The sequence below is a fragment of the Pseudomonas fluorescens genome (genome assembly GCF_001902145.1).
Lineage (GTDB): Bacteria > Pseudomonadota > Gammaproteobacteria > Pseudomonadales > Pseudomonadaceae > Aquipseudomonas > Aquipseudomonas fluorescens_BV.
Genome location: NZ_MRST01000022.1, coordinates 198,037 through 221,517, shown reverse-complemented (window position 1 = coordinate 221,517; position 23,481 = coordinate 198,037). Strand labels below are relative to the sequence as shown.

Annotated in this window: 20 protein-coding genes; 6 read left to right on the top strand and 14 right to left on the bottom strand. The window is 61.7% G+C overall.

Annotated features, from left to right (window positions below; translation table 11 throughout):
• Nucleotides 1-32: 32 nt before the first annotated feature.
• The 5 genes from BUE92_RS11050 to leuS all read right to left on the bottom strand — a co-directional run bounded on the left by BUE92_RS11050 (nucleotide 33) and on the right by leuS (nucleotide 6,177).
• The gene (locus tag BUE92_RS11050) at nucleotides 33-1,358 is read right to left on the bottom strand and encodes a lytic murein transglycosylase (RefSeq protein WP_073523672.1); all 1,326 of its coding nucleotides are present in this window, start codon (nucleotides 1,356-1,358) and stop codon (nucleotides 33-35) included.
• Between the two features lie 61 nt (nucleotides 1,359-1,419).
• Nucleotides 1,420-1,584 carry an alternative ribosome rescue factor ArfA gene (gene arfA / locus BUE92_RS11045; RefSeq protein ID WP_003176285.1) on the bottom strand — a complete coding sequence of 55 codons (165 nt, stop codon included), beginning with the start codon at nucleotides 1,582-1,584 and terminating at the stop codon, nucleotides 1,420-1,422.
• Nucleotides 1,585-1,799: 215 nt separating this feature from the next.
• Complete coding sequence (holA, locus tag BUE92_RS11040) at nucleotides 1,800-2,837, bottom strand: DNA polymerase III subunit delta (RefSeq protein WP_073523670.1); 1,038 nt, start codon at nucleotides 2,835-2,837, stop codon at nucleotides 1,800-1,802.
• A gap of 39 nt (nucleotides 2,838-2,876) precedes the next feature.
• Nucleotides 2,877-3,482, bottom strand: a complete 606-nt coding sequence (locus tag BUE92_RS11035; RefSeq protein WP_014720078.1) for an LPS-assembly lipoprotein LptE — start codon at nucleotides 3,480-3,482, stop codon at nucleotides 2,877-2,879.
• Between the two features lie 88 nt (nucleotides 3,483-3,570).
• A complete protein-coding gene (leuS, locus tag BUE92_RS11030) occupies nucleotides 3,571-6,177 on the bottom strand; it encodes a leucine--tRNA ligase (protein WP_003194453.1) in 2,607 nt (868 codons plus the stop codon).
• Nucleotides 6,178-6,438: 261 nt separating this feature from the next.
• Between leuS and BUE92_RS11025 the strand changes: the two genes are divergently transcribed.
• Nucleotides 6,439-6,744, top strand: a complete 306-nt coding sequence (locus BUE92_RS11025) for a hypothetical protein (protein ID WP_073523668.1) — start codon at nucleotides 6,439-6,441, stop codon at nucleotides 6,742-6,744.
• A gap of 97 nt (nucleotides 6,745-6,841) precedes the next feature.
• Nucleotides 6,842-7,603: a YdcF family protein gene (locus BUE92_RS11020; protein ID WP_073523666.1), complete on the top strand. Its 762-nt coding sequence runs from the start codon at nucleotides 6,842-6,844 to the stop codon at nucleotides 7,601-7,603.
• 151 nt (nucleotides 7,604-7,754) lie between these two features.
• Here BUE92_RS11020 and lnt read toward each other — a convergent pair whose 3' ends face one another.
• The 5 genes from lnt to miaB form a co-directional block, all read right to left on the bottom strand.
• Nucleotides 7,755-9,278, bottom strand: coding sequence for an apolipoprotein N-acyltransferase (gene lnt / locus BUE92_RS11015; RefSeq protein ID WP_073523664.1), 1,524 nt, complete (start codon nucleotides 9,276-9,278; stop codon nucleotides 7,755-7,757).
• Nucleotides 9,279-9,286: 8 nt separating this feature from the next.
• Nucleotides 9,287-10,126 (bottom strand): HlyC/CorC family transporter, encoded by an 840-nt coding sequence (locus tag BUE92_RS11010; protein ID WP_073523662.1) that lies wholly within the window; start codon nucleotides 10,124-10,126, stop codon nucleotides 9,287-9,289.
• Nucleotides 10,127-10,168: 42 nt separating this feature from the next.
• A complete protein-coding gene (gene ybeY, locus BUE92_RS11005; protein WP_003194442.1) occupies nucleotides 10,169-10,627 on the bottom strand; it encodes an rRNA maturation RNase YbeY in 459 nt (152 codons plus the stop codon).
• On the bottom strand, nucleotides 10,620-11,624 hold the full coding sequence (locus BUE92_RS11000; RefSeq protein WP_019818064.1) for a PhoH family protein: 1,005 nt from the start codon (nucleotides 11,622-11,624) through the stop codon (nucleotides 10,620-10,622). Before BUE92_RS11000 ends, ybeY begins: the two co-directional genes overlap by 8 nt.
• A 226-nt stretch (nucleotides 11,625-11,850) precedes the next feature.
• The gene (gene miaB, locus BUE92_RS10995; protein WP_073523659.1) at nucleotides 11,851-13,179 is read right to left on the bottom strand and encodes a tRNA (N6-isopentenyl adenosine(37)-C2)-methylthiotransferase MiaB; all 1,329 of its coding nucleotides are present in this window, start codon (nucleotides 13,177-13,179) and stop codon (nucleotides 11,851-11,853) included.
• Between the two features lie 130 nt (nucleotides 13,180-13,309).
• Here miaB and BUE92_RS10990 point away from each other — a divergent pair, with 130 nt between their 5' ends.
• Nucleotides 13,310-13,636, top strand: coding sequence for a DUF1820 family protein (locus BUE92_RS10990; RefSeq protein WP_003215457.1), 327 nt, complete (start codon nucleotides 13,310-13,312; stop codon nucleotides 13,634-13,636).
• Nucleotides 13,637-13,763: 127 nt separating this feature from the next.
• Here BUE92_RS10990 and BUE92_RS10985 read toward each other — a convergent pair whose 3' ends face one another.
• The 4 genes from BUE92_RS10985 to BUE92_RS10970 form a co-directional block, all read right to left on the bottom strand.
• On the bottom strand, nucleotides 13,764-14,318 hold the full coding sequence (locus BUE92_RS10985) for a tetratricopeptide repeat protein (RefSeq protein ID WP_073523657.1): 555 nt from the start codon (nucleotides 14,316-14,318) through the stop codon (nucleotides 13,764-13,766).
• Nucleotides 14,319-14,544: 226 nt separating this feature from the next.
• Entirely contained in the window at nucleotides 14,545-15,828 is a 1,284-nt protein-coding gene (hemL, locus tag BUE92_RS10980) for a glutamate-1-semialdehyde 2,1-aminomutase (RefSeq protein ID WP_073523654.1), read from the bottom strand.
• 11 nt (nucleotides 15,829-15,839) lie between these two features.
• Nucleotides 15,840-16,469 (bottom strand): thiamine phosphate synthase, encoded by a 630-nt coding sequence (gene thiE / locus BUE92_RS10975; protein ID WP_073523651.1) that lies wholly within the window; start codon nucleotides 16,467-16,469, stop codon nucleotides 15,840-15,842.
• 30 nt (nucleotides 16,470-16,499) lie between these two features.
• Nucleotides 16,500-17,297, bottom strand: a complete 798-nt coding sequence (locus tag BUE92_RS10970; protein ID WP_073523650.1) for a hydroxymethylpyrimidine/phosphomethylpyrimidine kinase — start codon at nucleotides 17,295-17,297, stop codon at nucleotides 16,500-16,502.
• Between the two features lie 275 nt (nucleotides 17,298-17,572).
• Between BUE92_RS10970 and BUE92_RS10965 the strand changes: the two genes are divergently transcribed.
• The 3 genes from BUE92_RS10965 (at nucleotide 17,573) to amn (ending at nucleotide 23,479) form a co-directional block, all read left to right on the top strand.
• Complete coding sequence (locus BUE92_RS10965) at nucleotides 17,573-19,972, top strand: hybrid sensor histidine kinase/response regulator (RefSeq protein ID WP_073523649.1); 2,400 nt, start codon at nucleotides 17,573-17,575, stop codon at nucleotides 19,970-19,972.
• A gap of 195 nt (nucleotides 19,973-20,167) precedes the next feature.
• The gene (locus BUE92_RS10960; RefSeq protein WP_073523648.1) at nucleotides 20,168-21,820 is read left to right on the top strand and encodes an acyl-CoA dehydrogenase family protein; all 1,653 of its coding nucleotides are present in this window, start codon (nucleotides 20,168-20,170) and stop codon (nucleotides 21,818-21,820) included.
• 186 nt (nucleotides 21,821-22,006) lie between these two features.
• Nucleotides 22,007-23,479, top strand: a complete 1,473-nt coding sequence (gene amn, locus BUE92_RS10955; RefSeq protein WP_153475217.1) for an AMP nucleosidase — start codon at nucleotides 22,007-22,009, stop codon at nucleotides 23,477-23,479.
• Nucleotides 23,480-23,481: the final 2 nt, after the last annotated feature.

The window sequence follows — 23,481 nt, the reverse complement described above, 5'->3', positions numbered from 1 at the left end:
GCTGGCTTGCCTGCGATGGCGGTGGTCGCGGTTTACTGACCCTGCAGCGATTCCAGCAATTTCACCGTCGGATACCCATCCGCCGGCCAGCCCAGCGCTTGCTGTGCAGCACGAATCGCCTTGCGCGTGTTGGCGCCAATAATCCCGTCGGCATTCCCCGCGTCGTACCCCTTGGCGCTGAGCGCCGTCTGCAGGTCGATGCGTTGCGAACGGCTCAGTGGCAACTCATCTTTTGGCCAACTGCCCCGAATCACACCGCCACCGCCAAATCGCTCCGACAGCAAGCCAACCGCCAGTGCATAGGACGACGAATTGTTGTACTTGAGGATCGCGCGGAAGTTATCCAAGACCAGGAACGCCGGGCCGCGGTAGCCGGCCGGCAGCAGCAGGGCGGCAGACAGCTGGTCGACATTCGCCGGCAGGCTCACGCCAGGGGGGAGTTGGATGCCCAGTTGCAGCCATTGCGCGACCGTTTTGCGTACGCCGCCATCGGCCAGGCTGTAGTCGAAGCCCGACGGCAGTGGCTGCACTTCAACGCCCCATGGCTGGCCTTTCTGCCACCCGGAGCTTTGCAGGTAATGCGCCGTGGAGGCGAGGGCGTCGGACGGGCTGTTCCAGATATCGCGGCGACCATCACCGTCGAAGTCCACCGCATGGGTGTTATAGGTGGTCGGGATGAACTGGGTCTGGCCCATCGCCCCGGCCCAGGAACCTTTCATCTGGTCGGCCTGAATATCGCCATGCTGGATGATCTGCAGCGCTGCCAGCAACTGCGCTTGCGCAAAGGCCGGACGACGTCCTTCATAGGCCAGGGTGGCCAAGGAGCGGATCACCGAGTTATTGCCCTGGAAAGTGCCGAAGTTGCTCTCCATACCCCACACCGAGACCAGCGCCTGGCGGTCGACGCCATAGCGCTGCTCGATGCTTTGCAGAATATCGGCGTACTTGACCAGCAGTGCCTGGCCATTGCGCACGCGCACTGGCGACAGTGCACCGTCGAGGTATTCCCACACCGGGCGGGAAAATTCCGGTTGGCTGCGGTCGGCGCGAATCACCGCCATATCAGGGGTGACGCCGGCAAAAGCGCTATCGAACACGGCCGCAGTGATCCCGGCTTGCAGCGCCTGAGCACGGAAGCCAGCCTGCCATTCGGCAAAGGTCTGGGTCGGCTGGATATCGAGATTGTCCACCGCCAACGGGGCAACCACGGCAGGCGCGATAGCCGGGGCCGTCTGGAGCTTGGGCAGGGGTTGAGCGTCCGCAGCGGTAGGTTTTTCGGCGCAGGCGACGAGCAGAATGAGGCTGGAGGCAGCGATCAATTGGCGTAGGTGCCAATGACGAGAAAGACGAGAGGGCATGCACAGGTCCAGGGGTTACAAATCAGGTACAGACCTTATCATGCCAGAGGGGCGCTTGCCTTCAGGCAGCCAGAAAGTAAGAAGCCTCCCAGCTATTAGACTGGAAGGCTTCGCGGCGGTAGCTGCCTTTGCCCTTGCCGGCGCGTTCCTGACGGCTGCGGAACAGTGGCTGGGCGATGATGGATTTGGCCTTGTTGGGGCCATGCTTGGATGGCTTTTTGCTCATGATGGATTCTCTCGCTTGGGGGTGGACTGCAACGGTGCAAATCATCTGCCGAAGTGACCCGGCTGTAAAGCCCGTCGACGACCCCCTGTAGGAGCGAGCTTGCTCGCGAAAAACCCACAGGCGCCGCGTTCATTCAGGAAATACCCGTTATCGTTGACGTTTTTCGCGAGCAAGCTCGCTCCTACATTGGAATGTAGGGTGTTTTGGAAGCCGGATTATTCGGGGGGCAACGCCAGGCGCTGGCCGGCCATCAACAGCGACAGACGGCTCAGGCTCATCCACGGCGAGCCGGCCGCCTGGCCTTTGATCTGTGCATCGATGCGCTGCGCTTCCAGCAACAGTTGCGCCCAGCGTTGCGCCGAGTGCCGTTGCAGAGCTTTGCTCATCAGGGGTTTGCGTTTGTCCCACACCGGTGGCCTGGCCAGGCTGAAGCATTTGTCCAGCGGTGTGCCCTGGCTGTATTGCAGTGCAATGTTCGCCAACACGCGCAGCTCACGGGCCAGGGCCCAGAGAATCACCGGTGGTTCCACCCCTTCGCCGCGCAGGCCTTCGAGCATGCGCAGGGCGTGGGCGGGCTCGCCGTTGAGGATGGCGTCCACCAGGCCGAACACATCAAAGCGCGCACTATCGGCCACTGCGCCTTGCACGGTTTCGACGGTGATCTGCCCGTCTTCAGCCATCAGCTTGAGCTTTTCGATCTCCTGGGCGGCGGCAAGCAGGTTGCCCTCGACCCGAGCGGCGATCAGCTCCACGGCATCCTGTGTCGCCGCGAGCCCTGATTGCGACAGGCGCTGACGAATCCACTGCGGCAACTGGTTGCTGTCCACCGGCCAGATCTGGATGAACTGAGTCTGTGGACCTTCTACCAGGGCCTTGCCCCACTTGGTTTTCTGCGCGCTGCCGTCGAGCTTGGGCAGGCTGACCAGCAACACGGTGTCCTCGGCGGGGCGCGAGCAGTATTCCATCAAGGCCGCCGCGCCTTTATCACCCGGCTTGCCCGAGGGCAGGCGCAGTTCCAGCAGGCGTTTCTCGGCAAACAGCGACATGCTCGCGCCAGCTTGCAGCAGCGTGCCCCAGTCGAAACTGGCGTCGGCGCTGAACACCTGGCGTTCATCGAAGCCTTGCTGGCGTGCGGCGGTGCGGATAGCGTCGGCTGCTTCCTGGCACAGCAGCGGGTCGTCGCCGCTGACGATGTACACAGGCGCAAGGCCACCTTGCAGGTGTTTGGCGAGTTGGGCGGGGGCAAGTTTCATAGGCGGGGCGAACGGGGCGCCAGGGGCGCCCCGTCTGGCTTACTCGACAGGGACTTCAACAGGCGACTGTTTCGGTGTGTTGTCTTCATATTCCTGCGCAGCTTTCAGGGCGTCGGCGTCAGCCTTGGCCTTGTTATCGGCAACTTGCTGCAGCTCAGCCAGTTTTTCCGGGGTGAGCATTTGCAGGCGAGTCATCATGCGCTGGATCAGCTCACGACGCATTTCCTTGCGCACCTGGATGGTCTCGGAGTCCGAACCCACCAGGTTGTTGCCATCGTGGCTCACCACTTTCTGCACCTGAATCTTGTCACCCATCAACGGCAACTGATCACGGCCTTGTATTTCGAACATCAGCGCCGTGTTCAACTCGACGTCGGACGCACGGCCAGCACTGGCGTAGCTGATATTGCGCTGGGTTTCTCGCTCATCCGTCAGGATCAGTTTGTAGGTTGCGCCGTTGTACACGTGCACACCGCTGTTTTCCAGGGTCTGGCGCAGCTGGGTGACGGTTTCGCCGTAGGCGTTGCGGGCGCTGACGTCGAGTTCCTTGAGCGACAACTCATTGGTGCCGGTGCCGCGCAGCTGGAAGCCGCAAGCGCTCAACAGCACGGCAAGGCCCATAACCAGCAGATTGCGTTTGATCATTTTGTTGCTCCCCTTGAAACCAGGTGGGCCTTATCGGGCCCTAAAGGTTTAGTTCGGCGCGGGGCCCAAGCCCCGCGCCCGATCCGATTTAGCTGGCGACGATATTGACCAGTTTGCCGGGCACCACGATCACCTTGCGGATGGTCAGGCCTTCGGTAAAGCGCAGCACGTTCTCATTGATACGTGCAGCTGCTTCAACCTCTTCACGGCTGGCGCTGGCCGGCATGTCGATCTGGCCACGCAGTTTACCGTTAACCTGGATGACCAGTTGCAGCGTGTCCTGTACCAGGGCGCTGTCATCCTGCACCGGCCAGGCGGCATCGATGACGGCACCGCTGTGGCCTAGACGGCTCCACAGTTCATGGCTGATGTGCGGCGTGATCGGCGCGAGCAACAGGGTAACTGTTTCCAGGCCTTCCTGGATCAGCGCACGGTCTTGTTCGGTCGCCTGCGAGGCTTTTTCCAGCACGTTCATCAGCGTCATCACCTGGGCGATGGCGGTGTTGAATTTGTGGTTCTGCCCGACGTCCTGGCTGGCCTGGCGGATAGCCAGGTGGATGCTGCGGCGAACGGCTTTCTGCTCGTCGTTCAACGCGCCGATATCCAGCTTGCCCGGCAGGCCCTGGCTGACATGAGCGTGGGCCAGGCGCCAGACACGCTTGAGGAAACGGTGCGAGCCTTCGACGCCCGAGTCGGACCATTCGGCGCTCATGTCAGGCGGCGAGGCGAACATCATGAACAGGCGGCAGGTGTCGGCGCCGAACTGATCGATCATCGACTGTGGGTCGACGCCGTTGTTCTTGGACTTGGCCATCTTCTCGGTGCCACCGATTTCCACCGGCAGGCCGTCGGCTTTCAGCTTCGCGCTGATGACCTTGGCCTTGCTGTCACGCTCAAGCTCGACATCCGCCGGGTTGAACCAGGTGTAGGCGCCATTGGCTTCGCGGCGATAGTAAGTGTCGGCGATCACCATGCCCTGGGTCAGCAGGTTCTTGAATGGCTCATCGGAGCTCACCAGGCCTTCGTCACGCATCAGCTTGTGGAAGAAGCGCGCGTACAGCAGGTGGAGGATGGCGTGTTCGATGCCACCGATGTACTGATCCACTGGCAACCAATGGTCGGCTGCGGATTTCTCCACCAGGCCGCCTTCATAGTGCGGCGAGGCATAACGAGCGTAATACCACGAGGACTCGACGAAGGTGTCCATGGTGTCGGTTTCACGCTTGGCCGGCGCGCCGCATTTAGGGCAGCTGCACTCGTAGAACTCGGGCATGCGCGCCAACGGCGAGCCAGCACCATCCGGCACCACGTCTTCTGGCAGCACGACCGGCAGTTGGTCTTCCGGTACCGGCACGTCACCGCAGGTTTGGCAGTGGATGATCGGGATCGGGCAACCCCAGTAGCGCTGGCGGCTGATGCCCCAGTCACGCAGGCGGAACTGGGTGCGCGAGGCACCGAGGTTTTTCTTGATCAGGGCCACTTCCATGGCGTCGAACGCGCCCTGGAAGTCCAGGCCGTCGAATTCGCCGGAGTTGATCAGCGTGCCGTGCTCGCCGTAGGCGTCTTGCCACGGAGCGGGGTTGGTATCACCCGAGCTGGTGCGCACGACCGACTTGATAGGCAGGCTGTACTTGGTGGCGAATTCGAAATCGCGCTCGTCGTGGGCCGGCACGGCCATGACGGCGCCATCGCCGTAGTGCATCAATACGTAGTTGGCGACCCAAACTGGCAGTTTCTCGCCGGTCAACGGGTGCTCGACGAACAGGCCGGTCGGCAGGCCTTTTTTCTCCTGGGTGGCGACATCGGCTTCGGCCACGCTGCCGCCTTTGCATTCAGCGATGAACGCCTGCAGCTCAGGGTTGTTCTGTGCGGCCTGGGTGGCCAGCGGGTGTTCGGCGGCCACGGCGACGTAGGTCGCGCCCATCAGGGTGTCGGGGCGGGTGGTGAACACCTTGAGTGCGCCGGCTTCGCCGATGGAGTCGACGTTGTACGGGAACTGCACTTCCATGCCCTTGGATTTGCCGATCCAGTTGCGCTGCATGGTCTTGACCTGTTCAGGCCAGCCCGGCAGATCGTCAAGGCTCGACAACAGTTCATCCGCGTAGGCGGTGATCTTGAAGTAGTACATCGGGATTTCGCGCTTCTCGATCAGCGCGCCGGAACGCCAGCCGCGACCGTCGATGACCTGTTCGTTGGCCAGTACGGTCTGGTCGATCGGGTCCCAGTTCACGGTGCCGCTTTTTTTGTAGATCACACCTTTTTCGAACAGGCGCGTGAACAGCCATTGTTCCCAACGGTAGTAATCCGGCTTGCAGGTGGTGACCTCGCGGGACCAGTCCACCGCCAGGCCCAGGCTGCGCAGCTGGGTCTTCATGTAGGCGATGTTTTCGTAGGTCCACTTGGCGGGAGCCACGTTGTTTTTCATCGCGGCGTTTTCTGCCGGCATGCCGAAGGCGTCCCAACCCATGGGTTGCAGCACGTTCTTGCCGAGCATGCGCTGGTAGCGCGAAATCACGTCGCCGATGGTGTAGTTGCGCACATGCCCCATGTGTAGCTTGCCGCTGGGGTAAGGGAACATCGATAGGCAGTAGTAAGTCTCCTTGCCTGGCTGTTCACTGACTTCAAAGGACTTCTGCTCGTCCCAGAAGGTTTGGGCGGCATTTTCTATTTCACGGGGCTGATATTGTTCGTGCATGGCTACTTTTGAACTGGATAGGGGTGGCCTAATCCTCTTCGGTGCACTGTCCGGGTTGTTCGACACCAAGAAGCGGCGCGTCCGTGCCCAAACCCTGCGGGAAGTGGAGTTACAGGAAGCGCCGTAGCATACATGACCCCACTCTATCGAGGGAAACCCTGATTGCGCGCCAAGGGCCGTCTGTCGCGGCACCGGGCAGGCGCAGCAACGGGGGCTACGCTGTTTAGTGGGGAGCAAGTATTTCTTCAATGAGGTGAGGGGATGGTTGAATCGCAGCGAACTTTAACGAAACCGCAGTTGTATGAAGGATTGATCGACCGTTTGGGTCGGGCATTGGATGCCGCAAGAACCGCAGGCCGATTGCGTGATGAACGGCCTCTGGAGCTGGAGTTGCGAGGCTTGAGCCAGGCGGAGCTTGAATTGATCAAGAACTACCTGGCGTTGAATCACGACCGCGCCTCCCATGGGCAGGCTTCCCCGCCCGCTCATTCGGCCAAGGTCATCTGGCTCAAAGACCTGGCGGCCGGCCGCGGGCCAGAGAACTTCCGGTCCGTGCGGTGCAAGTGAGCCCCGCGTTATCCGTTAGCGTTATCAAAATGTTGTCGGTAAGGATTGTTGCAAAACCCCGATGCATCTAGGCTTCGGGCATCTTTGGAGATGCCCGATGCCTTTTCGTTATTTCATTAAACAACTGTTGTTGCCGCCCGGTATTTTTCTGCTGTTGTTGGCGTGTGCCTGGTGGTTTCGCCGCAGCCGTCCGCGCCTGGCGGGCTTGTGCTTTGCCCTGGGGCTGGGCGGGATGTGGTTGATCAGCCTGCCAGTGATGGTGCAATGGGGCGCCCGTGCCCTGGAGACAGAGCCGCCTTTGGCCCGGGAAGACTGGGCCAGCCTGGCCCAGCGGGCCGATGCGATTGTGGTGCTGGGCTCGGGGCGCGAGCGTGGAGACATTGCGTGGGGCAGCGACCAGCCCACCGGTATTGGCCTGGAGCGTGAGCGTTTTGCCGCGCGGCTGGCCAAGGCATCCGGATTACCGGTGCTGACCAGCGGCGGCTTGCATTACGGTACGCCGCCCAGTGAGGCCGAGCTGATGGCCGTGTCGATGCAGGATGACTTCGGTGTGACCGTGCGCTGGAAAGAAGAGCGCAGCCGCACCACCTGGGAAAACGCCCAGATGAGCGCCGAGATTCTATTGCCCCAAGGCATCAAGCGTGTGGTGGTAGTGACCCAGGCCTGGCACATGCCGCGCTCGGTGTGGAGTTTCGAGAAGGCCGGCTTCACCGTGGTGCCAGGGCCGGTGGGCTTTCTGGGTGTGGACCATGGCCGACCGCTGGGTGGCTGGATGCCGGAGGTCAAGGCGGTGTGGCAAAGCGGGCAGTTGATCAATGAAGCGGTGGGGCAGGTGGGGTATCGGTTGTTCTACCGCTGACCCTACTGATTAAAGTGCAGATCAAAATGTGGGAGCGGGCTTGCTCGCGAATACGGTGCGCCAGTCAACATTTTCGTTAACTGATACGCCGTATTCGCGAGCAAGCCCGCTCCCACATAAGCCCACTCCTGCATGGCTTGTGTAGCATCTTTTAGAGCGTTTTGGCCATCCGAGCAGCCAACAGTGCCCAGCCAAACAGCAGCACACACACAATGATCAACGGCCACGAACGCCATTGCAGGTACGGCGTGAGGTTGTGCATCGGCACCACTTCGCCGTAAAGAATGCCACGCTCGAACTGCGGGATCTGCGCGGTGATCTGCCCAAACGGGTTGATCAGCCCGGTCACGCCGTTGTTGGTGGCGCGGATCATCCAGCGGCCAGCCTCCAGCGCACGCATTTGCGCCATTTGCAGATGCTGCAGCGGGCCGATGGAGCGGCCGAACCAGGTGTCGTTGCTGATGGTCAGCAGCAGGTCGCTCTGGGCCGACAGGCCGGCGGCGAATTCGGGGTACACCACTTCATAGCAAATGAACGGCGCAATCTGATAACCCTTGGCCTGCAGCATGGCCTGGTCAGAAGGGCCGCGGGCGAAGTCCGACATGGGCAGGTCGAAGAAGGCAATCAGCCCGCGAAGCATATCTTGCAGCGGCACGTACTCGCCAAACGGCACCAGTTTTTGCTTGAGGTAGGTGCCGTCGCCTTCGCCGACTACGGTGATGCCGTTGAAGTAGCGCTTCTGGTGGTGCACTTCCTGGCGAATCGGTACCCCGGTGATCAACGCACTGTCCCGGTCGGCGGCAAACTTACCCATCATGCCCAGGTAGCCCTCGACGGACTCCTTGAGCACCGGCACGGCGGTTTCCGGCCAGATCAGCAGGTCGACACGCTTGGAACTCAGGCTCATGTCGCGATACAGCGCCAACTGTGCATTGAGCTGGTCCGGGTCCCACTTCATGCTTTGCTCGACGTTGCCCTGGATCGCGGCCACGCTCAGGGGCGCGCCAGACGGCGATGTCCAGGCGTGATGCTTGAGTGCCAGGCCAATCGCCCAGGGCGCAACCAGCAATAACAGGCCCGCGCCGATGAAGGCATTGCGCTTGCTGGCCAGCAGGCGCGGCAGGTTGCACAGCAATGCGGCGGTGAGTGCCAGCGCGAAGGAAATCAGCCACATCCCGCCCAATGGCGCGAGGCCGGTCAACGGCCCGTCGAGTTGACTGTAACCGGAGTACAGCCACGGGAAACCGGTCAGGAACCAGCCACGAAAGGCTTCCTGGCCGACCCACAACGCGGCGAACGTCAATGCATCCGCTAGCGGTGCTTCGTTACGGCGCAACCAGCGCGCCCATAGCCAGGCGGGCAGGGCAAAGAACCAGGCGATGGCGGCGGTGAACAGCAGCATCAGGAACCCCGCCAGCAGCACCGAAGCGCCGCCGAAGTGGTGGATGCTGTAGTAGATCCAACTGGTGCCGGCACCAAACAGGCCGAAGCCGAAACACCAGCCACGGCCCAGGGCCTGGCGGGGTGTCAGCTCCCGCAGGCCAATATAGAACAGGCCGACCGCTACCAGCGCCAACGGCCAGATATCGAACGGTGCCAGCGCCAGGGTCGTGATGGCGCCGGCCACCACGGCCAGCAAATTACCGGGCCAGCCGGGTGCGATCATACGGCGCATGTCAGTCCTTAGCGGGCGATGGGTGTCAAACGGATCAGATGGATACGGCGGCTATCAGCATTCAGGATGCGGAAGCGATACGCGCCGATCTCGGTGGTTTCATTACGCTTGGGCAGGTGCCCGAACGCACTCATCACCAGGCCGCCGACGGTGTCGAACTCATCGTCCGAGAACTCGCTGTCGAAGAACTCGTTGAAGTTCTCGATGGGCGTCAGCGCCTTGATCAGGAAGTCACCGCTGGGCAGCGGCTTGATGTAGCTGTCTTCTTCGACGTCGTGCTCGTCTTCGATGTCGCCGACGATCTGCTCCAGCACGTCCTCGATGGTGACCAGGCCGGCCACGCCGCCGTATTCGTCAATCACAATGGCCATGTGATTGTGGTTGGCGCGGAACTCGCGCAGCAGCACATTCAGGCGCTTGGACTCGGGCACGAAGGTGGCCGGGCGCAGCAGGTCCTTGATGTTGAAGCTGTCACCGTTCTCCTGGAGGATCAACGGCAGCAGGTCCTTGGCCAGCAGCACGCCCATGACGTCGTCATGGCTCTCACCGATCACCGGGTAGCGCGAATGCGCCGAGTCGATCACGGCCGGGAGGAACTCCCGTGGGGTCTGGGTCGCCTTGATGCTGATCATCTGCGAGCGCGGGACCATGATGTCGCGTACTTGCAGGTCAGCCACCTGGATGGCGCCCTCGACGATGGCCAGCGCTTCGCTGTCCAGTAACTTGTTCTGGTGTGCATCGCGCAGCAGCTCCAAGAGCTCCTGGCGGTTTTTCGGCTCGTGGGCAAAAGCCTGGGTCAGTTTACCCAGCCATGACTTCTGCCCGTTGCTCGATCGGTCTTCGCTCATAGCGATTACTCTAAATCCTTTGATATGACAGTTGAGTGTTGATCAGCTTTCGTCGTCTGCATACGGGTCGCGGTGACCCAATTCTGCAAGCAACGTTCGTTCCAGTGCTTCCATTTCCTCGGCTTCGTCATCGTCTATATGGTCGTAACCCAAGAGATGCAAGCAGCCGTGGATGACTAGATGGGCCCAATGGGCCTCAAGTTCCTTGCCTTGTTCGGCCGCTTCGCGCTCGACCACCGCGACGCAGATCACCAGGTCGCCCAGCAACGGGATATCCAGCAATTCGTCGGGTACGTCGGCGGGGAAGGACAGCACGTTGGTCGCGTAGTCTTTCTGGCGCCAGGTGTGGTTCAGCTCACGGCCTTCGGCCTCGTCCACCAGACGAATGGTCAGCTCCGAGTCAGCGGTGCGCTGGCGCAAGGCCAGCTCACACCATTGGCGGAACTGGGCTTCACTGGGGGCGGGCGCGTCGGTGGCCAGCTGCAGGTCTAGCTCAAGCATCGTGGCGAGCGTCCTTGGCGGGCGCGTCGTCGCGGTGTTCGAAACGCTCGTAGGCTTCGACAATGCGCTGCACCAGCGGGTGGCGTACCACGTCCTTGGGCATGAAGTGCGTGAAGCTGATACCCGGCACGTCCTTGAGCACTTCGATCACCTGGCCCAGGCCCGACTTGGTGCCCTTGGGCAGGTCGACCTGGGTGATGTCGCCCGTGATCACGGCAGTGGAGCCGAAACCGATACGGGTGAGGAACATCTTCATCTGCTCGACGGTGGTGTTCTGGCTTTCGTCGAGGATGATGAAGCTGTTGTTGAGCGTACGGCCACGCATGTAGGCCAGTGGGGCGATCTCGATCACCTGGCGCTCGATCAGCTTGGCCACGTATTCAAAGCCGAGCATCTCGTACAGCGCGTCGTAGAGCGGGCGCAGGTACGGGTCGATCTTCTGGGCCAGGTCGCCGGGCAGGAAACCGAGCTTTTCGCCGGCCTCGACCGCTGGGCGCACCAGCAGGATGCGCCGCACTTGCTCGCGCTCCAGGGCGTCGACGGCGCAGGCCACCGCGAGGTAGGTCTTGCCGGTACCGGCCGGGCCGATGCCGAAGTTGATGTCGTTGCCCAGGATTTCCTTGACGTACTTCTGCTGATTCAAGCCGCGTGGGCGAATCATGCCTTTTTTGGTACGCAAGGCCACGCTGGCTTCGGCCACCGGGTTATTGGCCAGGTCTTCCACAGCCGACTCCTGCAGGTACAGGTGCACGGTCTCCGGCGACAGCTCGCTACCCTTGGTTTCACGGTAGAGACGGCGCAGCAGGTTTTCTGCAGACGTGGTGTGTTGGGGTTCACCAATGAGCTCGAACTGATTGCCGCGGTTACGGATCTCGATGCTCAGGCGTTGTTCGATCAGGCGCAGGTGCTCGTCGAACTGTCCGCACAGGTTGGCGAAACGGCGAGCCTCAAAAGGCTCGAGGATAAAACGATGGGGTTCTGCTATGGGTGCGTTCAAGGTTGCTTTTAGCCGCCCTTTGGCTGATGAGGTGAGAGAGAGAATAACGCCAGGCGCCGGTGTGCGAAAGCACTTAAATAGCCCGAGTGTGGCGCGGATCCCATGTGGGAGCGGGCTTGCTCGCGAATGCAGTGTGTCAGTCGACGCATATGCCGACTGACACACTGCATTCGCGAGCAAGCCCGCTCCCACATTTCGATCTCCATCAGACAAAAATATCGATGGGTTACTGGATCAACGAGCCGCGCAACGAGTGCGGTTGCGCCGCATCGATGTGCACATCGGCAAACTGGCCGATCAGCGTGGGATTGTCACAGCGGAAGTTGACGATTCGGTTGTTCTCGGTACGACCCTGCAATTCACCCGGGTCTTTCTTCGAATAATCGGTCACCAGAATGCGCTGGATCGAACCGACCATTTGTCGGCTGATTTCAAAGCCCTGTTGATTGAGGCGATGTTGCAGCGCGTTCAGGCGCTCTTTTTTCAACGCTTCCGGGGTTTCGTCCAGCAGGTCGGCAGCCGGTGTGCCCGGGCGCTGGCTGTAGACGAACGAGTAGGAGAAGTCGAAACCGACGTCTTCGATCAGCTTCATGGTCTGCTGGAAGTCTTTCTCGGTTTCGCCCGGGAAGCCGACGATAAAGTCCGAACTGATGCAAATGCCCGGCACGGCGGCGCGCAGTTTGCGCAGTTTGGATTTGTATTCCAGCGCAGTGTGGTTGCGCTTCATTGCCGACAGAATGCGGTCCGAACCCGATTGCACCGGCAAGTGCAGGTGCTTGACCAGCTCTGGCACTTCGGCGTGGGCCTGGATCAGGCTGTCGGAAAACTCCAGCGGGTGCGAGGTGGTGTAGCGGATGCGCTCGATGCCATCGACGGCGGCGACCACGCGGATCAATTCCGCCAGGTCGGCCAGACGCCCGTCGTCGGTCAGGCCGCGGTAACCGTTGACGTTCTGGCCCAGCAAGGTCACTTCTCGCACGCCGTTTTCAGCCAGATGGATGATTTCCGACAGCACATCGTCAAACGGCCGGCTGACTTCTTCGCCACGGGTGTAAGGCACTACGCAGAAGGTGCAGTACTTGCTGCAGCCTTCCATCACCGACACATAGGCGCTTGGCCCATCGATGCGCGGTTCGGGCAGATGGTCGAATTTTTCGATTTCGGGGAACGACACGTCAACCTGCGGCAGCTTGGTGGCGCGCGCGGCGTCGATCATCTCTGGCAAGCGGTGCAGGGTCTGCGGGCCGAACACCACATCGACATAGGGCGCGCGGTCGCGGATCGCGGCGCCTTCCTGGCTGGCCACGCAACCGCCGACGGCGATCACCATGTCCGGGTTGGCCAGTTTCAATTCGCGCCAGCGGCCCAGTTGCGAATACACACGGTCCTGGGCCCGCTCGCGGATCGAGCAGGTATTGAGCAGGATCACGTCGGCATCTTCGGCACGGGCAGTGACTTCCAGGGCCTGGTGTTCGCCCAGCAAGTCGACCATGCGCGAGCTGTCGTACTCGTTCATCTGGCAACCGTGGGTTTCGATGTAAAGCTTCTTGGCCATGGGAATCGTCAACTGGTGGTAAAGAACCGCGCATTATAGGGGTCATGCCCATCGGTTCCTAGCGCTGTGCATCGGGTGCCATGCTATAGTTCGCGCCCTCTTTTATATCCCCATGTGTTGTTCGCCCACCATGACCAAACGTGAAGCTCCAATCTATAAGGTGATTTTCCTCAACCAGGGCCAGGTGTTCGAAATGTACGCCAAGCAGATCTATCAAAGTGATCTGTGGGGCTTCCTGGAGGTGGAAGAGTTCGTCTTTGGCGAGCGCACCCAGTTGGTGGTCGATCCGGGCGAAGAAAAGCTCAAGGCCCAGTTCGAAGGCGTGGTGCGCAGCTTTGTGCCGATGCATTCGATTGTGCGCATCGATGAAGTCGAGCGCCTGGGGACGCCGAAGATCAGTGAGGCTCGGGGCATGAGCAATGTGATGCCGTTCCCGATGCCGATGCCTGAGAAGTAAGGCTTTAGACCGAGGTGTGCCTATCGCAGGCAAGCCAGCTCCCACAGTTGACCGCATTCCAGCATTGAAACGCGGTCGAAAGTGGGAGCTGGCTTGCCTGCGATAGCGATGTAAGGTCTACAAAAAATCAGGGAAGGGGGGAGAACGGCGAACGCCCATCGGCACTCTGCAATTCCTGCAGATAGTTGCGGAAAATCTGCCCCAGCACCTGGGTGGCGACTTCCAGTTCATCGCGCTGCATGTGCTCGGCGACTTCGTCGGCAGTGTCCAGTGCGTCTTCGGCGCCGTTGACCGCGGCCATTTTCAGCACGATGTACGCCTGGACGTTGTTGGCCGGCACGCCTTCGCCTTTGAAGAACATGTTGCCCAACTGGTATTGCGCCTGGGCGTGGCCCTGCAGCGAGGCTTTCTCGAAGTAGCTCAACGCTTTGTTGAGGTCAACGGCCGGGTTCTTGCTGTCGTGGTAGTACTCGCCCAACTCGTATTGCGCTTGCGCATCCCCTTCCTCGGCCTGTTTCTGGCACGCGCTCAGGGCTTCGGCCTGGCTCTCTGGCGGGGTATTGAGGGTGCAACGACCCATCGCTGGGATTAACAACGAGTTGCCGCCGGCCTGGGCATGTGCCAGTAGCGGTTGAAGGAGCAACAGGCAGCCCAGAACCAGGGTGCGGCCGGTGCGTTTCATGGGAATCGACTTACCTCTGACGGGGCGCGCGGACCCTCGAGGGAGTCCAATTAGCGCGCATTATGAAATAAGCAGGCCTCTGCTTACAAAGTCTTTACTCGTTTTTCTGCTGCTTGGGCAAGTTATCTGCCGGATTGCAGGGCAATTCTCGAAAAAACCAGGAATTCTCTGTAAGCAAAGTAGCAAATCTGACGCTGCCAGGGGCAACGTCAGAGGTTGCCGTCACTTATTTCAGGGCCGCGAACGCGCGCTCGGCAGCATCCAGGGTCAATTTCAGTTCGGCTTCGCCATGGGCGATCGAAGTGAAGCCGGCTTCAAAGGCGCTCGGTGCCAGGTATACGCCGCCTTCGAGCATCAGGTGGAAGAAGCGCTTGAACAGCTCGGCATCGCTGCCCATCACGTCATCGAAGGTGACGATATCGTCGGCGCCGCTGAAGTACAGGCCGAACATGCCACCGGCCTGGGTGGTTACAAACGGGATGCCGGCGGCGTCGGCGCGTTGTTGCAGGCCGTCGAGCAGGCGTGTGGTGTAGTCGGTCAGCTCGGCGTGGAAGCCCGGGCGGCTGATCAGGCGCAGGGTGGTCAGGCCGGCGGCCATTGCCAGCGGGTTACCCGACAAGGTGCCTGCCTGGTATACCGGGCCGAGCGGGGCGATGTGTTGCATGATCTCGCGCTTGCCGCCGAAGCAGCCTACCGGCATGCCGCCGCCGATGATCTTGCCGAAGGTGCTCAGGTCTGGCGTGACGCCGTAGTAAGCCTGGGCGCCACCGAGGGCGACCCGGAAACCGGTCATCACTTCGTCAAAAATCAGCACCACGCCATGCTTGTCGCACTGCTCGCGCAGGCCCTCAAGGAAGCCCGGGGCCGGTGGAACGCAGTTCATGTTGCCGGCGACTGGCTCGACGATGATGCACGCCACGTCCTGGCCGACTTCGCCGAGCATCTGCTCGACGGCCGCAATGTCGTTGAACGGCAAGGTCAGGGTGTGCTTGGCGAACGCCGCAGGCACACCGGCGGAATTGGGTACGCCTTGGGTCAGCGCGCCGGAGCCGGCTTTTACCAGCAGGCTGTCGGAGTGGCCGTGGTAGCAGCCTTCGAACTTGATGATGTTGTCGCGGCCGGTGAAACCACGGGCCAGGCGGATCGCGCTCATGGTGGCTTCGGTGCCGGAGCTGACCATGCGCACCATTTCCATCGACGGCACGATCGAGCAGACCAGGTCGGCCATCTCGGTTTCCATCGCGGTCGGGGCGCCGTAGGACAAGCCGTGTTGCAGTTGCTGGCGCACCGCGTCCAGCACGTCCGGATGGCTGTGGCCGAGGATCATCGGGCCCCAGGAGCCGACATAGTCGACATAGCGCTTGTCGTCTTCATCGGTGACGTAGGCGCCTTCGGCATGCTTGAAGAACAACGGCGTGCCGCCCACGCTCTTGAACGCACGCACGGGGGAGTTCACACCGCCGGGGATGTGTTTCTGGGCGTTGGCAAACAGGGTTTCGGAACGGGACATGATCGGGCTCTCTAAACTGAAGATTTAAGAAGATCGTTGAATGCACGGGCGCGGCGGGTGACTTCCTGGGTGCTGTCGGCACCGAACAGGCCGTGGACCACGGCGAGCAGGTCGGCCCCGTGGGCCACCAACGGTTCGGCGTTTTCCAGGGTGACGCCGCCGATCACGCAGATCGGCAGGTGCAGGCGCTTGCGGGCCTGGGCCAGCATTTCAACAGTGGCGGCGGGTGCGCCGGGTTTGGTCGTGGAATTGAAGAAGCGGCCGAAGGCGACGTAGCTGGCGCCTTCGTTGGCGGCCTGTTCGGCCAGTTCGATCTGGCTGTGGCACGTGGCACCGATGATCGCCTTGGCGCCGAGCAATGCCCGGGCCGAGGTCAGCGGGCCGTCGGTCTGGCCCAGGTGCACGCCGACGCCCAGGCGCGCGGCCAGTTCGGCATCGTCGTTGATGATCAATTGGGTCTTGTAGCGCGAGCACAGTTCGTACAGCTTTTCGGCTTCACGCAGGCGCCGTGCCTCGTCGCTGCTTTTGTCGCGGTACTGCAACAAGGTGACGCCACCGTCCAGCGCCGCCTCGACGTAGGCGAGGAATTTGCCGGCCAACAGCTGGCTGTCGGTAATGGCGTAAAGGCCGCGTAGTTTCATCGGGCAAACCCCTTGCTGACGAGCGATAAGTTACGAGCAGAAATCCAGCGGCAATCGGCGCGGCACGAACTGGCCCTGGCCGAGTTGTTCGGCATCACGCAGGGTACGCCACGTGTAGTTGAGGGCCGATTGCACGGCGCTGGCCAGGCCTTCGCCCTGGGCAATGCGCCCGGCCAGCGCACTGGCCAATGTGCAGCCCGAGCCGTGATAACTCCCCGGCAAGCGCTGGCAGGTAAAGGTCTGGCGCGTGCCGTCGCGGCTGTACAGGCGATTGTGCACTTCGTGCTCATCGCCATGGCCGCCGGTGATGAGCAGGTGCTTGATGTACGGCAACAGCTTCTCGGCGCATTCGTCGGCGCTGCCGTCGGGCAGTTCCGCAAGGATGCGGGCTTCTGGCAGGTTGGGGGTGGCGATCAATGACAAGGGCAGCAGCCGCTCGCGCATCGCATAACCGACCTCGTCCTTGCCCAGGCTACCGCCGCCGCCGGCGCGCAGCACCGGGTCGCAGACCACCGGCAAATGCGGATGCGCCTGCAGCAGTTCGACCACGGTGTCGACCATCGCGGTGGAGCCGAGCATGCCCAGCTTCACTGCCGCGACTTCAGAGTCGCCGAGCACGGCATTGGCCTGGGCCAGTACCCACTCACGGTCAAGCACGCGGAAATCACTGACATTGACGGTGTTTTGCACGGTCAACGCGGTGACGGCCGGGGCCGCGTGGCAGCCCTGGGCGAGCAGGGCTTCGATATCTGCCTGCAGGCCGGCGCCACCACTGGGGTCATGGCCGGAGAGACAGAGGACAACGGGGCGAGAGCTGTAGATATTCATGGTGGGCGAGCTTACCACCAAACGCTTTTTGCGTGGCTGCCTGGCGATAGCAGAAGTTTGCTGCTGCAGCGTCGCTTTGTGTGGCTGAACACCGCAACGAAGTGGGCTGAAAGCATTGCGCTAGAGCTATTCTAAAAAAAGTTCCTGCAGTGGCTAATGGCTTTTACTGGCTATGCTAAAGTGCATCCCAACAACTTACTGTATCGCCGGTGTACGTCTTCTCAAAAGGAATGGGGGGCTTTTGACACAACCGGACCAGGCTACGCTGGGGCTCTATGCGCTATTTGCTGATGTTTATATTGTGCGGGCTACCGATGCTCGCCGGCGCCGTCGAGTTCAACCAGGACACGCGCAGCCTCCCGTTGGGCCGGGTCATGCAAGTGCTCGAAGACCCAACCGATGCCCTCACCATCGCCGATGTCAGTTCCCCCGCCTATGCCGCCCAATTCAAGACCCACGACAAAGACACCCTCAATGCCGGCTATTCACGCTCGGTGTTCTGGCTGAAGGTCAACCTGCACTACACCGCCAAAGATCCCCGCGCACCACGCACCTGGTTTCTGGAACTGGCCTACCCGCCGCTCAATCGCCTGGACCTCTACCAGAACGACGGCACTGGCCACTACCGTCTCACCGCCCGCACCGGCAGCGCATTGCCGTTTTCCAGCCGTGAGGTGAGCCAGAGCAACTACCTGTTCAAGCTCAGCTTCTTGCCCGACCAGCAACAAACCGTCTACCTGCGCTTGCAAAGCCAAGGCTCGATCCAGGCACCGCTGACATTGTGGGCGGGCACCGCCTACATGGAAGAGCAACCGCTGCGCTTGTACGTGCTCGGCGCCATCTACGGTGTGCTGCTGGGCATGCTGATCTACAACCTGTTCATTTACCTGAGCGTGCGCGACACCAGCTACCTCTATTACATCTTCTATATTGCTTCGTTCGGCTTGTATCAGCTGTCGGTCAATGGCGTTGCGGTGGAGTACTTCTGGCCGAACAACCCCTGGTGGGCGAATGCGGCGGTACCCTTCCTGATCGGCTCGGCGGCGTTGTTCGGCAGCCTGTTCGCGCGCAGTTTCCTGCACACCGCGCAGCACAGCCGCTGGCTCAACCGCATCCTGCTGGCGCTGGCGGCCAGTGGCGGGTTGGTGATGGCACTGGCGCTGTTGACCAGTTACGCCGTGGCCCTGCGCCTGGCCACTGCGCTGGCGCTGGTGTTTACCGTGACCATCTTCGTGGCGGCCATCAAGGCCTGGTATTGCGGGCAGCGCATGGCGCGTTATTTCATCATCGCCTGGTCGGCCTTCCTGCTCGGCGGGGTGATCAATACCCTGATGGTGCTGGGTTATCTGCCTAACGTGTTCCTGACCATGTACGCCAGCCAGCTCGGCTCAGCCATTGAAGTGGCGCTGTTGTCCCTGGCCCTGGCTGACCGTATCAACGGCATGCGCGAACAGCAGGCGCAGATTCTCCTCGATGCCAGCCAGAAGCTGGAAGCGCTCAACCAGCAACTGGCCCGCAGCAATCGCCTCAAAGACGAATTTCTCGCCACCCTGACCCACGAATTGCGCACGCCGATGAACGGTGTGATCGGCTCTTTGGAACTGATGCAAACCGTGCCTTTGGACGATGACCTGACGCAGTACCAGCAAACCGCCGCCGGCTCGGCGCGGGACATGATGCGCATGGTCAACGGCATCCTCACCCTCACCGAGTTGCAGGCCGGTCGCCTGGTGGCCCAGCCGCAAGTGTTCAGCCTGCGCGGCGAGCTCGATACCTTGCGCCAGCAGTTCACCGGCAGTGTCCAGGCCAAAGGCCTGCAGTTCTCCATTGACGTCGCGGATGAGCTGCCAGACCGGCTCATCGGCGATGCCGAAAAGTTGCGTCAGTGCCTGGATTGCCTGCTCGACAATGCGTTCAAATTCACCCACGTCGGCGCGGTGCGTTTGCGTGTGGTGGGCGTGCCGCAAGGGGATGGCGCCTTGCACTTGAGCTTTATCGTCACCGACACCGGTATCGGCTTCGCCTTTCTCGATGAAGCCACGCTGTATCAGCGTTTCTTTCAGTTGGACGGCTCGATGACGCGTGAGTACGGCGGCCTGGGCATTGGCCTGGCGATTTGTCGGCAGTTGATCGAACTGTTGGGCGGGCGCCTGACCCATCATTCGGAGCCCCGTAAAGGCAGCCGCTTCCAGTTGGAAGTGGACGTCAGCGCGGTGCCGCAGCAGGTGACGCCGGCCGCGCAGGCTTTGCCTGCACAGCGTGCGCCTCAGGAATGCACGGTGCTGCTGGTGGACGACAACAGCGTGGGCCAACTGGCGGTGCGTGGCATGTTGCTCAAGCTCGGTTACCGGGTCAAAACCGTGGACAGCGGCCCGGCGGCGCTCGCTGCATTGCAGGGGCACAGCTTCGACGCCGTGCTGCTGGATGTGCCAGAGGGCGGCTTTTCGTTGTGCTGCCAGATTCGCGCATTGCCCGGCTGCGGTGAATTGCCGGTGATCGCCCTGAGTGCTTCGCCCAATGGGCCGGAGCGTGAGCGCTGCCATGGCATTGGCATGACGGACCGACTGGCCAAACCGGTGCGTTTCGACGCCTTGCAGGCGGCGCTTGAGCGCAGCGTGCTGTGTGCGGATGAGGGTGAAAGCGCCGAGCATTCGGCGCGTATGCCACTTTTTTAAGCGCGATGGCGATGCTTAACTGGAAAAACCGGCCTCTATCGATCTGTGTTTTTCTGTAGGAGCGAGCTTGCTCGCGAAGAACGTCAACGATAACGCGCCCCGCCTGGGTTAGCGCGTTGCTCTCAGGTTTTTCGCGAGCAAGCTCCTCCTACAGGCAGCCTGAAATCGATGTGGCTTTTTTCCAGGAGGCCCGTCATGAACCTGCATCAGTTTGCCGAAACCCACGACGTCACCAACCAGCCGCCGTCCCTGGACGGCACCAACCTGTATCGCATCGACTTGCCTTTGCAGGAATGGTCGCGCCGCTTTGGCGCCGGCTGGGCCGAGTCGCGCATTGATGCCTACGGCGCGCTGGCGGGTGGGCCGTTGATGGCAGCGGGCTTCCTGGCCAACCAGAACAAACCGGTGTTCAGCAGCCATGACCGTTATGGCCATCGTATCGACCTGGTGGAGTTTCACCCGGCTTATCACGAGCTGATGCGCACCGCCGTCGAGCATGGCCTGCCTTCGCTGCCATGGGCCCATCCGCAGGCCGGCGCCCATGTGGCGCGTGCGGCGATGACCTATCTGCACAGCCAGGCCGAAGCCGGCAGCGGTTGCCCGCTGACCATGACCTTCGCCTGCGTCCCGGCCCTGCGCCTGCAACCGGAGCTGGCGGACCTCTGGCTGCCGAAAATCCTCGATACCCAATACGACCCGCGCAATGTCGGCATCGCCCACAAGGCCGGCGCCACTATCGGCATGGCCATGACCGAGAAGCAGGGCGGCACCGACGTGCGCGCCAACACCACTCGCGCTTACCCCGTGGGCGCGGGTGGCCCCGGCCAAGCCTACGAACTGGTGGGGCATAAATGGTTCTGCTCGGCACCGATGTGCGATGGCTTCCTGACCCTGGCCCAGACCGACAAGGGCCTGACCTGTTTCCTGCTGCCCCGGCACCGACCGGACGACACGCGCAACGAGTTCTACATCCAGCGCTTGAAGAACAAACTCGGCAACTGCTCAAACGCCTCCAGCGAAGTGGAATTTCGCGGCGCCCTGGCGTGGATGGTCGGTGAAGAAGGCCGCGGCGTTCCCACCATCATCGAAATGGTCGCCATGACCCGCTTCGATTGCATGGTCGGCTCCAGCGCCTTGATGCGCCAGGCGCTGACCCAGGCCAGCCATCACTGCGCCCATCGCCAGGTGGGTGGCCGCGTGCTCAGCGAGCAGCCGCTGATGCAGAACGTGCTGGCCGACCTGGCCCTGGAAAGCGAAGCGGCCCTGGCCTTGAGCCTGCGCATGGGGCGCGCCCTGGATCATCTTGATGATGAACATGAAGCCAAGTTCGCCCGGCTGGTCACAGCCGTGGGCAAGTATTGGATCTGCAAGCGCGCGCCCGCGATGATCAACGAAGCCGCCGAATGCATGGGCGGTGCCGGGTATGTGGAGGACAGCATCCTGCCGCGCCTTTACCGTGAGGCACCGGTGAATTCGACGTGGGAAGGTTCCGGCAATGTGCAGTGCCTGGACGTATTGCGTGCACTGTCCAAAGAGCCGGGGGTACTGGAGGCGTTGTTTGTCGAGCTGGGCGATGGCCACGGCCACAAACAGTTGGCGCGGCATATCGAGCAGTTGAAGGCGGCATTCATGGACACCCAGGATATCCAGTATCGGGCGCGGCAACTGACCGAGGACATTGCCCTGGCGTTGCAGGCCAAGTTGCTGTTGGAGGCGGGTAATGCGGCGGTCAGCGATGGGTTTATTGCCAGCCGGCTGGGTGAATCGTCGGGGCGCGTATATGGCACCTTGCCGCGTGGCGTCGACGTGGAAGCGATTGTCACCCGCTCAACCCCGCAATCCCTCTGAATAAACACAATCCAAATGTGGGAGCGGGCTTGCTCGCGAATGCGGTGTATCAGTTACCTATTCAGTTACTGACCCACCGCATTCGCGAGCAAGCCCGCTCCCACATTATTTACCGCATTCCAATCCTGTGGTTTCGGTGACGCTTGGATACAGGCAAGATAAAGGCCTGCAAGTCCAGAACACAGGATGCTTACCGTGACCGAAGCTTTTGTTGTCGTCAAAACCGCCGAAGAAGCCGTGGACCGGCTGGCGGCTCTGCATGAGCGAGCCACCGGCGCGCTCAATCAAGCCCTCAAGCAATACCTCAAGGACCGCGTCGAACCCGACGCCGCTCAACGCGCACTGTTTCGCTACCCGGAACTGCGCCTGACCTACCACTGCCACGGCGAAGTCCCACAGACCACCCGTGCGTATGCCAAGGTGCAGTTGCCCGGCACCTACAGCGTCACCGTGACCCACCCGGCCGCGTTCCGTAAGTACCTGCTGGAGCAACTGGTGCCGCTGATGCACGACTTCACCGTGACGGTAGAAGTGGGCGTCAGCCAGCAGAACATCCCGTACCCCTATGTGGTGGAGCAGGGCGATGAACTGGCCGGCTCCGGCGTGACCGCCGCGACCTTGGCCCGTGTATTCCCTAGTACCGACCTGTCCGCCGCCACCGACGGCATTGCCGATGGCCTGTACGACTGGGAAAATACCGACCCACTGCCCCTGGCCCTGTTCGATGCTGCCCGCGTGGACTTTTCCCTGCGTCGCCTGGTGCATTACACCGGCAGCGACTGGCGCCATGTGCAGCCGTGGATCTTGCTGACCAACTACCACCGCTACGTGGACCAGTTCATCCTGCATGGCCTGGAGCAACTGCGCAGCGACCCGCGGTTTATCCGCATGGTGCTGCCCGGCAACGTGGTGATCGACAAGAGCATGGACCACGGCGAAGCCTCGGCCATTGCCGCCGGCGTGGTCTGGCACCGCTACCAGATGCCGGCGTATCACCTGCAGGCCACTGACGGCCACGGCGTGACCCTGGTGAACATCGGCGTGGGCCCGTCCAACGCCAAGAACATCACCGACCACCTGGCCGTACTACGCCCGCATTGCTGGCTGATGATCGGCCACTGCGGCGGCCTGCGCCAATCCCAGACCATCGGCGACTACGTACTGGCCCATGCCTATATGCGCCGCGACGGGATTTTGGACCGTGTGGTACCGCCGAACATCCCTATTCCGGCCCTGGCCGAAGTGCAGTTGGCGCTTCAGCAGGCGGCGGCCAAGGTCACTGGCGAAAAAGGCGAAGAGCTGAAAAAACGCCTGCGCACCGGCACCGTGCTGACCTATGACGACCGGAACTGGGAACTGCGCTGGGCCCAGGAGCGGCCGCTGATCAACCTGTCCCGTGCCGTGGCCGTGGACATGGAAAGCGGCACCATCGCCGCCCAGGGTTACCGTTTGCGCGTGCCTTACGGCACCTTGTTATGCGTATCGGACAAACCCTTGCACAGCGAGATCAAGCTGCCGGGTTCGGCCAACGCGTTTTATGAGCGTGCGGTCAGCCAGCACTTGAAGATCGGCATCGAGGCGGTCGACCTGCTGCGCACCGAACTCAACTCCTTGCACTCGCGCAAATTGCGCAGCTTCGACGAGCCGCCGTTCCGCTAAGC

Coding starts and splice junctions, on each gene's coding strand:
- arfA (WP_003176285.1), bottom strand. CDS start 1,584: ATGAGCAAAAAGCCATCCAAGCATGGCCCCAACAAGGCCAAATCCATC.
- BUE92_RS10970 (WP_073523650.1), bottom strand. CDS start 17,297: ATGAATATCTACAGCTCTCGCCCCGTTGTCCTCTGTCTCTCCGGCCAT.
- BUE92_RS10965 (WP_073523649.1), top strand. CDS start 17,573: ATGCGCTATTTGCTGATGTTTATATTGTGCGGGCTACCGATGCTCGCC.
- BUE92_RS10990 (WP_003215457.1), top strand. CDS start 13,310: ATGACCAAACGTGAAGCTCCAATCTATAAGGTGATTTTCCTCAACCAG.
- BUE92_RS10985 (WP_073523657.1), bottom strand. CDS start 14,318: ATGAAACGCACCGGCCGCACCCTGGTTCTGGGCTGCCTGTTGCTCCTT.
- BUE92_RS11010 (WP_073523662.1), bottom strand. CDS start 10,126: ATGAGCGAAGACCGATCGAGCAACGGGCAGAAGTCATGGCTGGGTAAA.
- BUE92_RS11025 (WP_073523668.1), top strand. CDS start 6,439: ATGGTTGAATCGCAGCGAACTTTAACGAAACCGCAGTTGTATGAAGGA.
- amn (WP_153475217.1), top strand. CDS start 22,007: ATGCTTACCGTGACCGAAGCTTTTGTTGTCGTCAAAACCGCCGAAGAA.
- BUE92_RS11035 (WP_014720078.1), bottom strand. CDS start 3,482: ATGATCAAACGCAATCTGCTGGTTATGGGCCTTGCCGTGCTGTTGAGC.
- BUE92_RS11050 (WP_073523672.1), bottom strand. CDS start 1,358: ATGCCCTCTCGTCTTTCTCGTCATTGGCACCTACGCCAATTGATCGCT.
- hemL (WP_073523654.1), bottom strand. CDS start 15,828: ATGTCCCGTTCCGAAACCCTGTTTGCCAACGCCCAGAAACACATCCCC.
- BUE92_RS10960 (WP_073523648.1), top strand. CDS start 20,168: ATGAACCTGCATCAGTTTGCCGAAACCCACGACGTCACCAACCAGCCG.
- miaB (WP_073523659.1), bottom strand. CDS start 13,179: ATGGCCAAGAAGCTTTACATCGAAACCCACGGTTGCCAGATGAACGAG.
- ybeY (WP_003194442.1), bottom strand. CDS start 10,627: ATGCTTGAGCTAGACCTGCAGCTGGCCACCGACGCGCCCGCCCCCAGT.
- thiE (WP_073523651.1), bottom strand. CDS start 16,469: ATGAAACTACGCGGCCTTTACGCCATTACCGACAGCCAGCTGTTGGCC.
- leuS (WP_003194453.1), bottom strand. CDS start 6,177: ATGCACGAACAATATCAGCCCCGTGAAATAGAAAATGCCGCCCAAACC.
- BUE92_RS11020 (WP_073523666.1), top strand. CDS start 6,842: ATGCCTTTTCGTTATTTCATTAAACAACTGTTGTTGCCGCCCGGTATT.
- holA (WP_073523670.1), bottom strand. CDS start 2,837: ATGAAACTTGCCCCCGCCCAACTCGCCAAACACCTGCAAGGTGGCCTT.
- lnt (WP_073523664.1), bottom strand. CDS start 9,278: ATGCGCCGTATGATCGCACCCGGCTGGCCCGGTAATTTGCTGGCCGTG.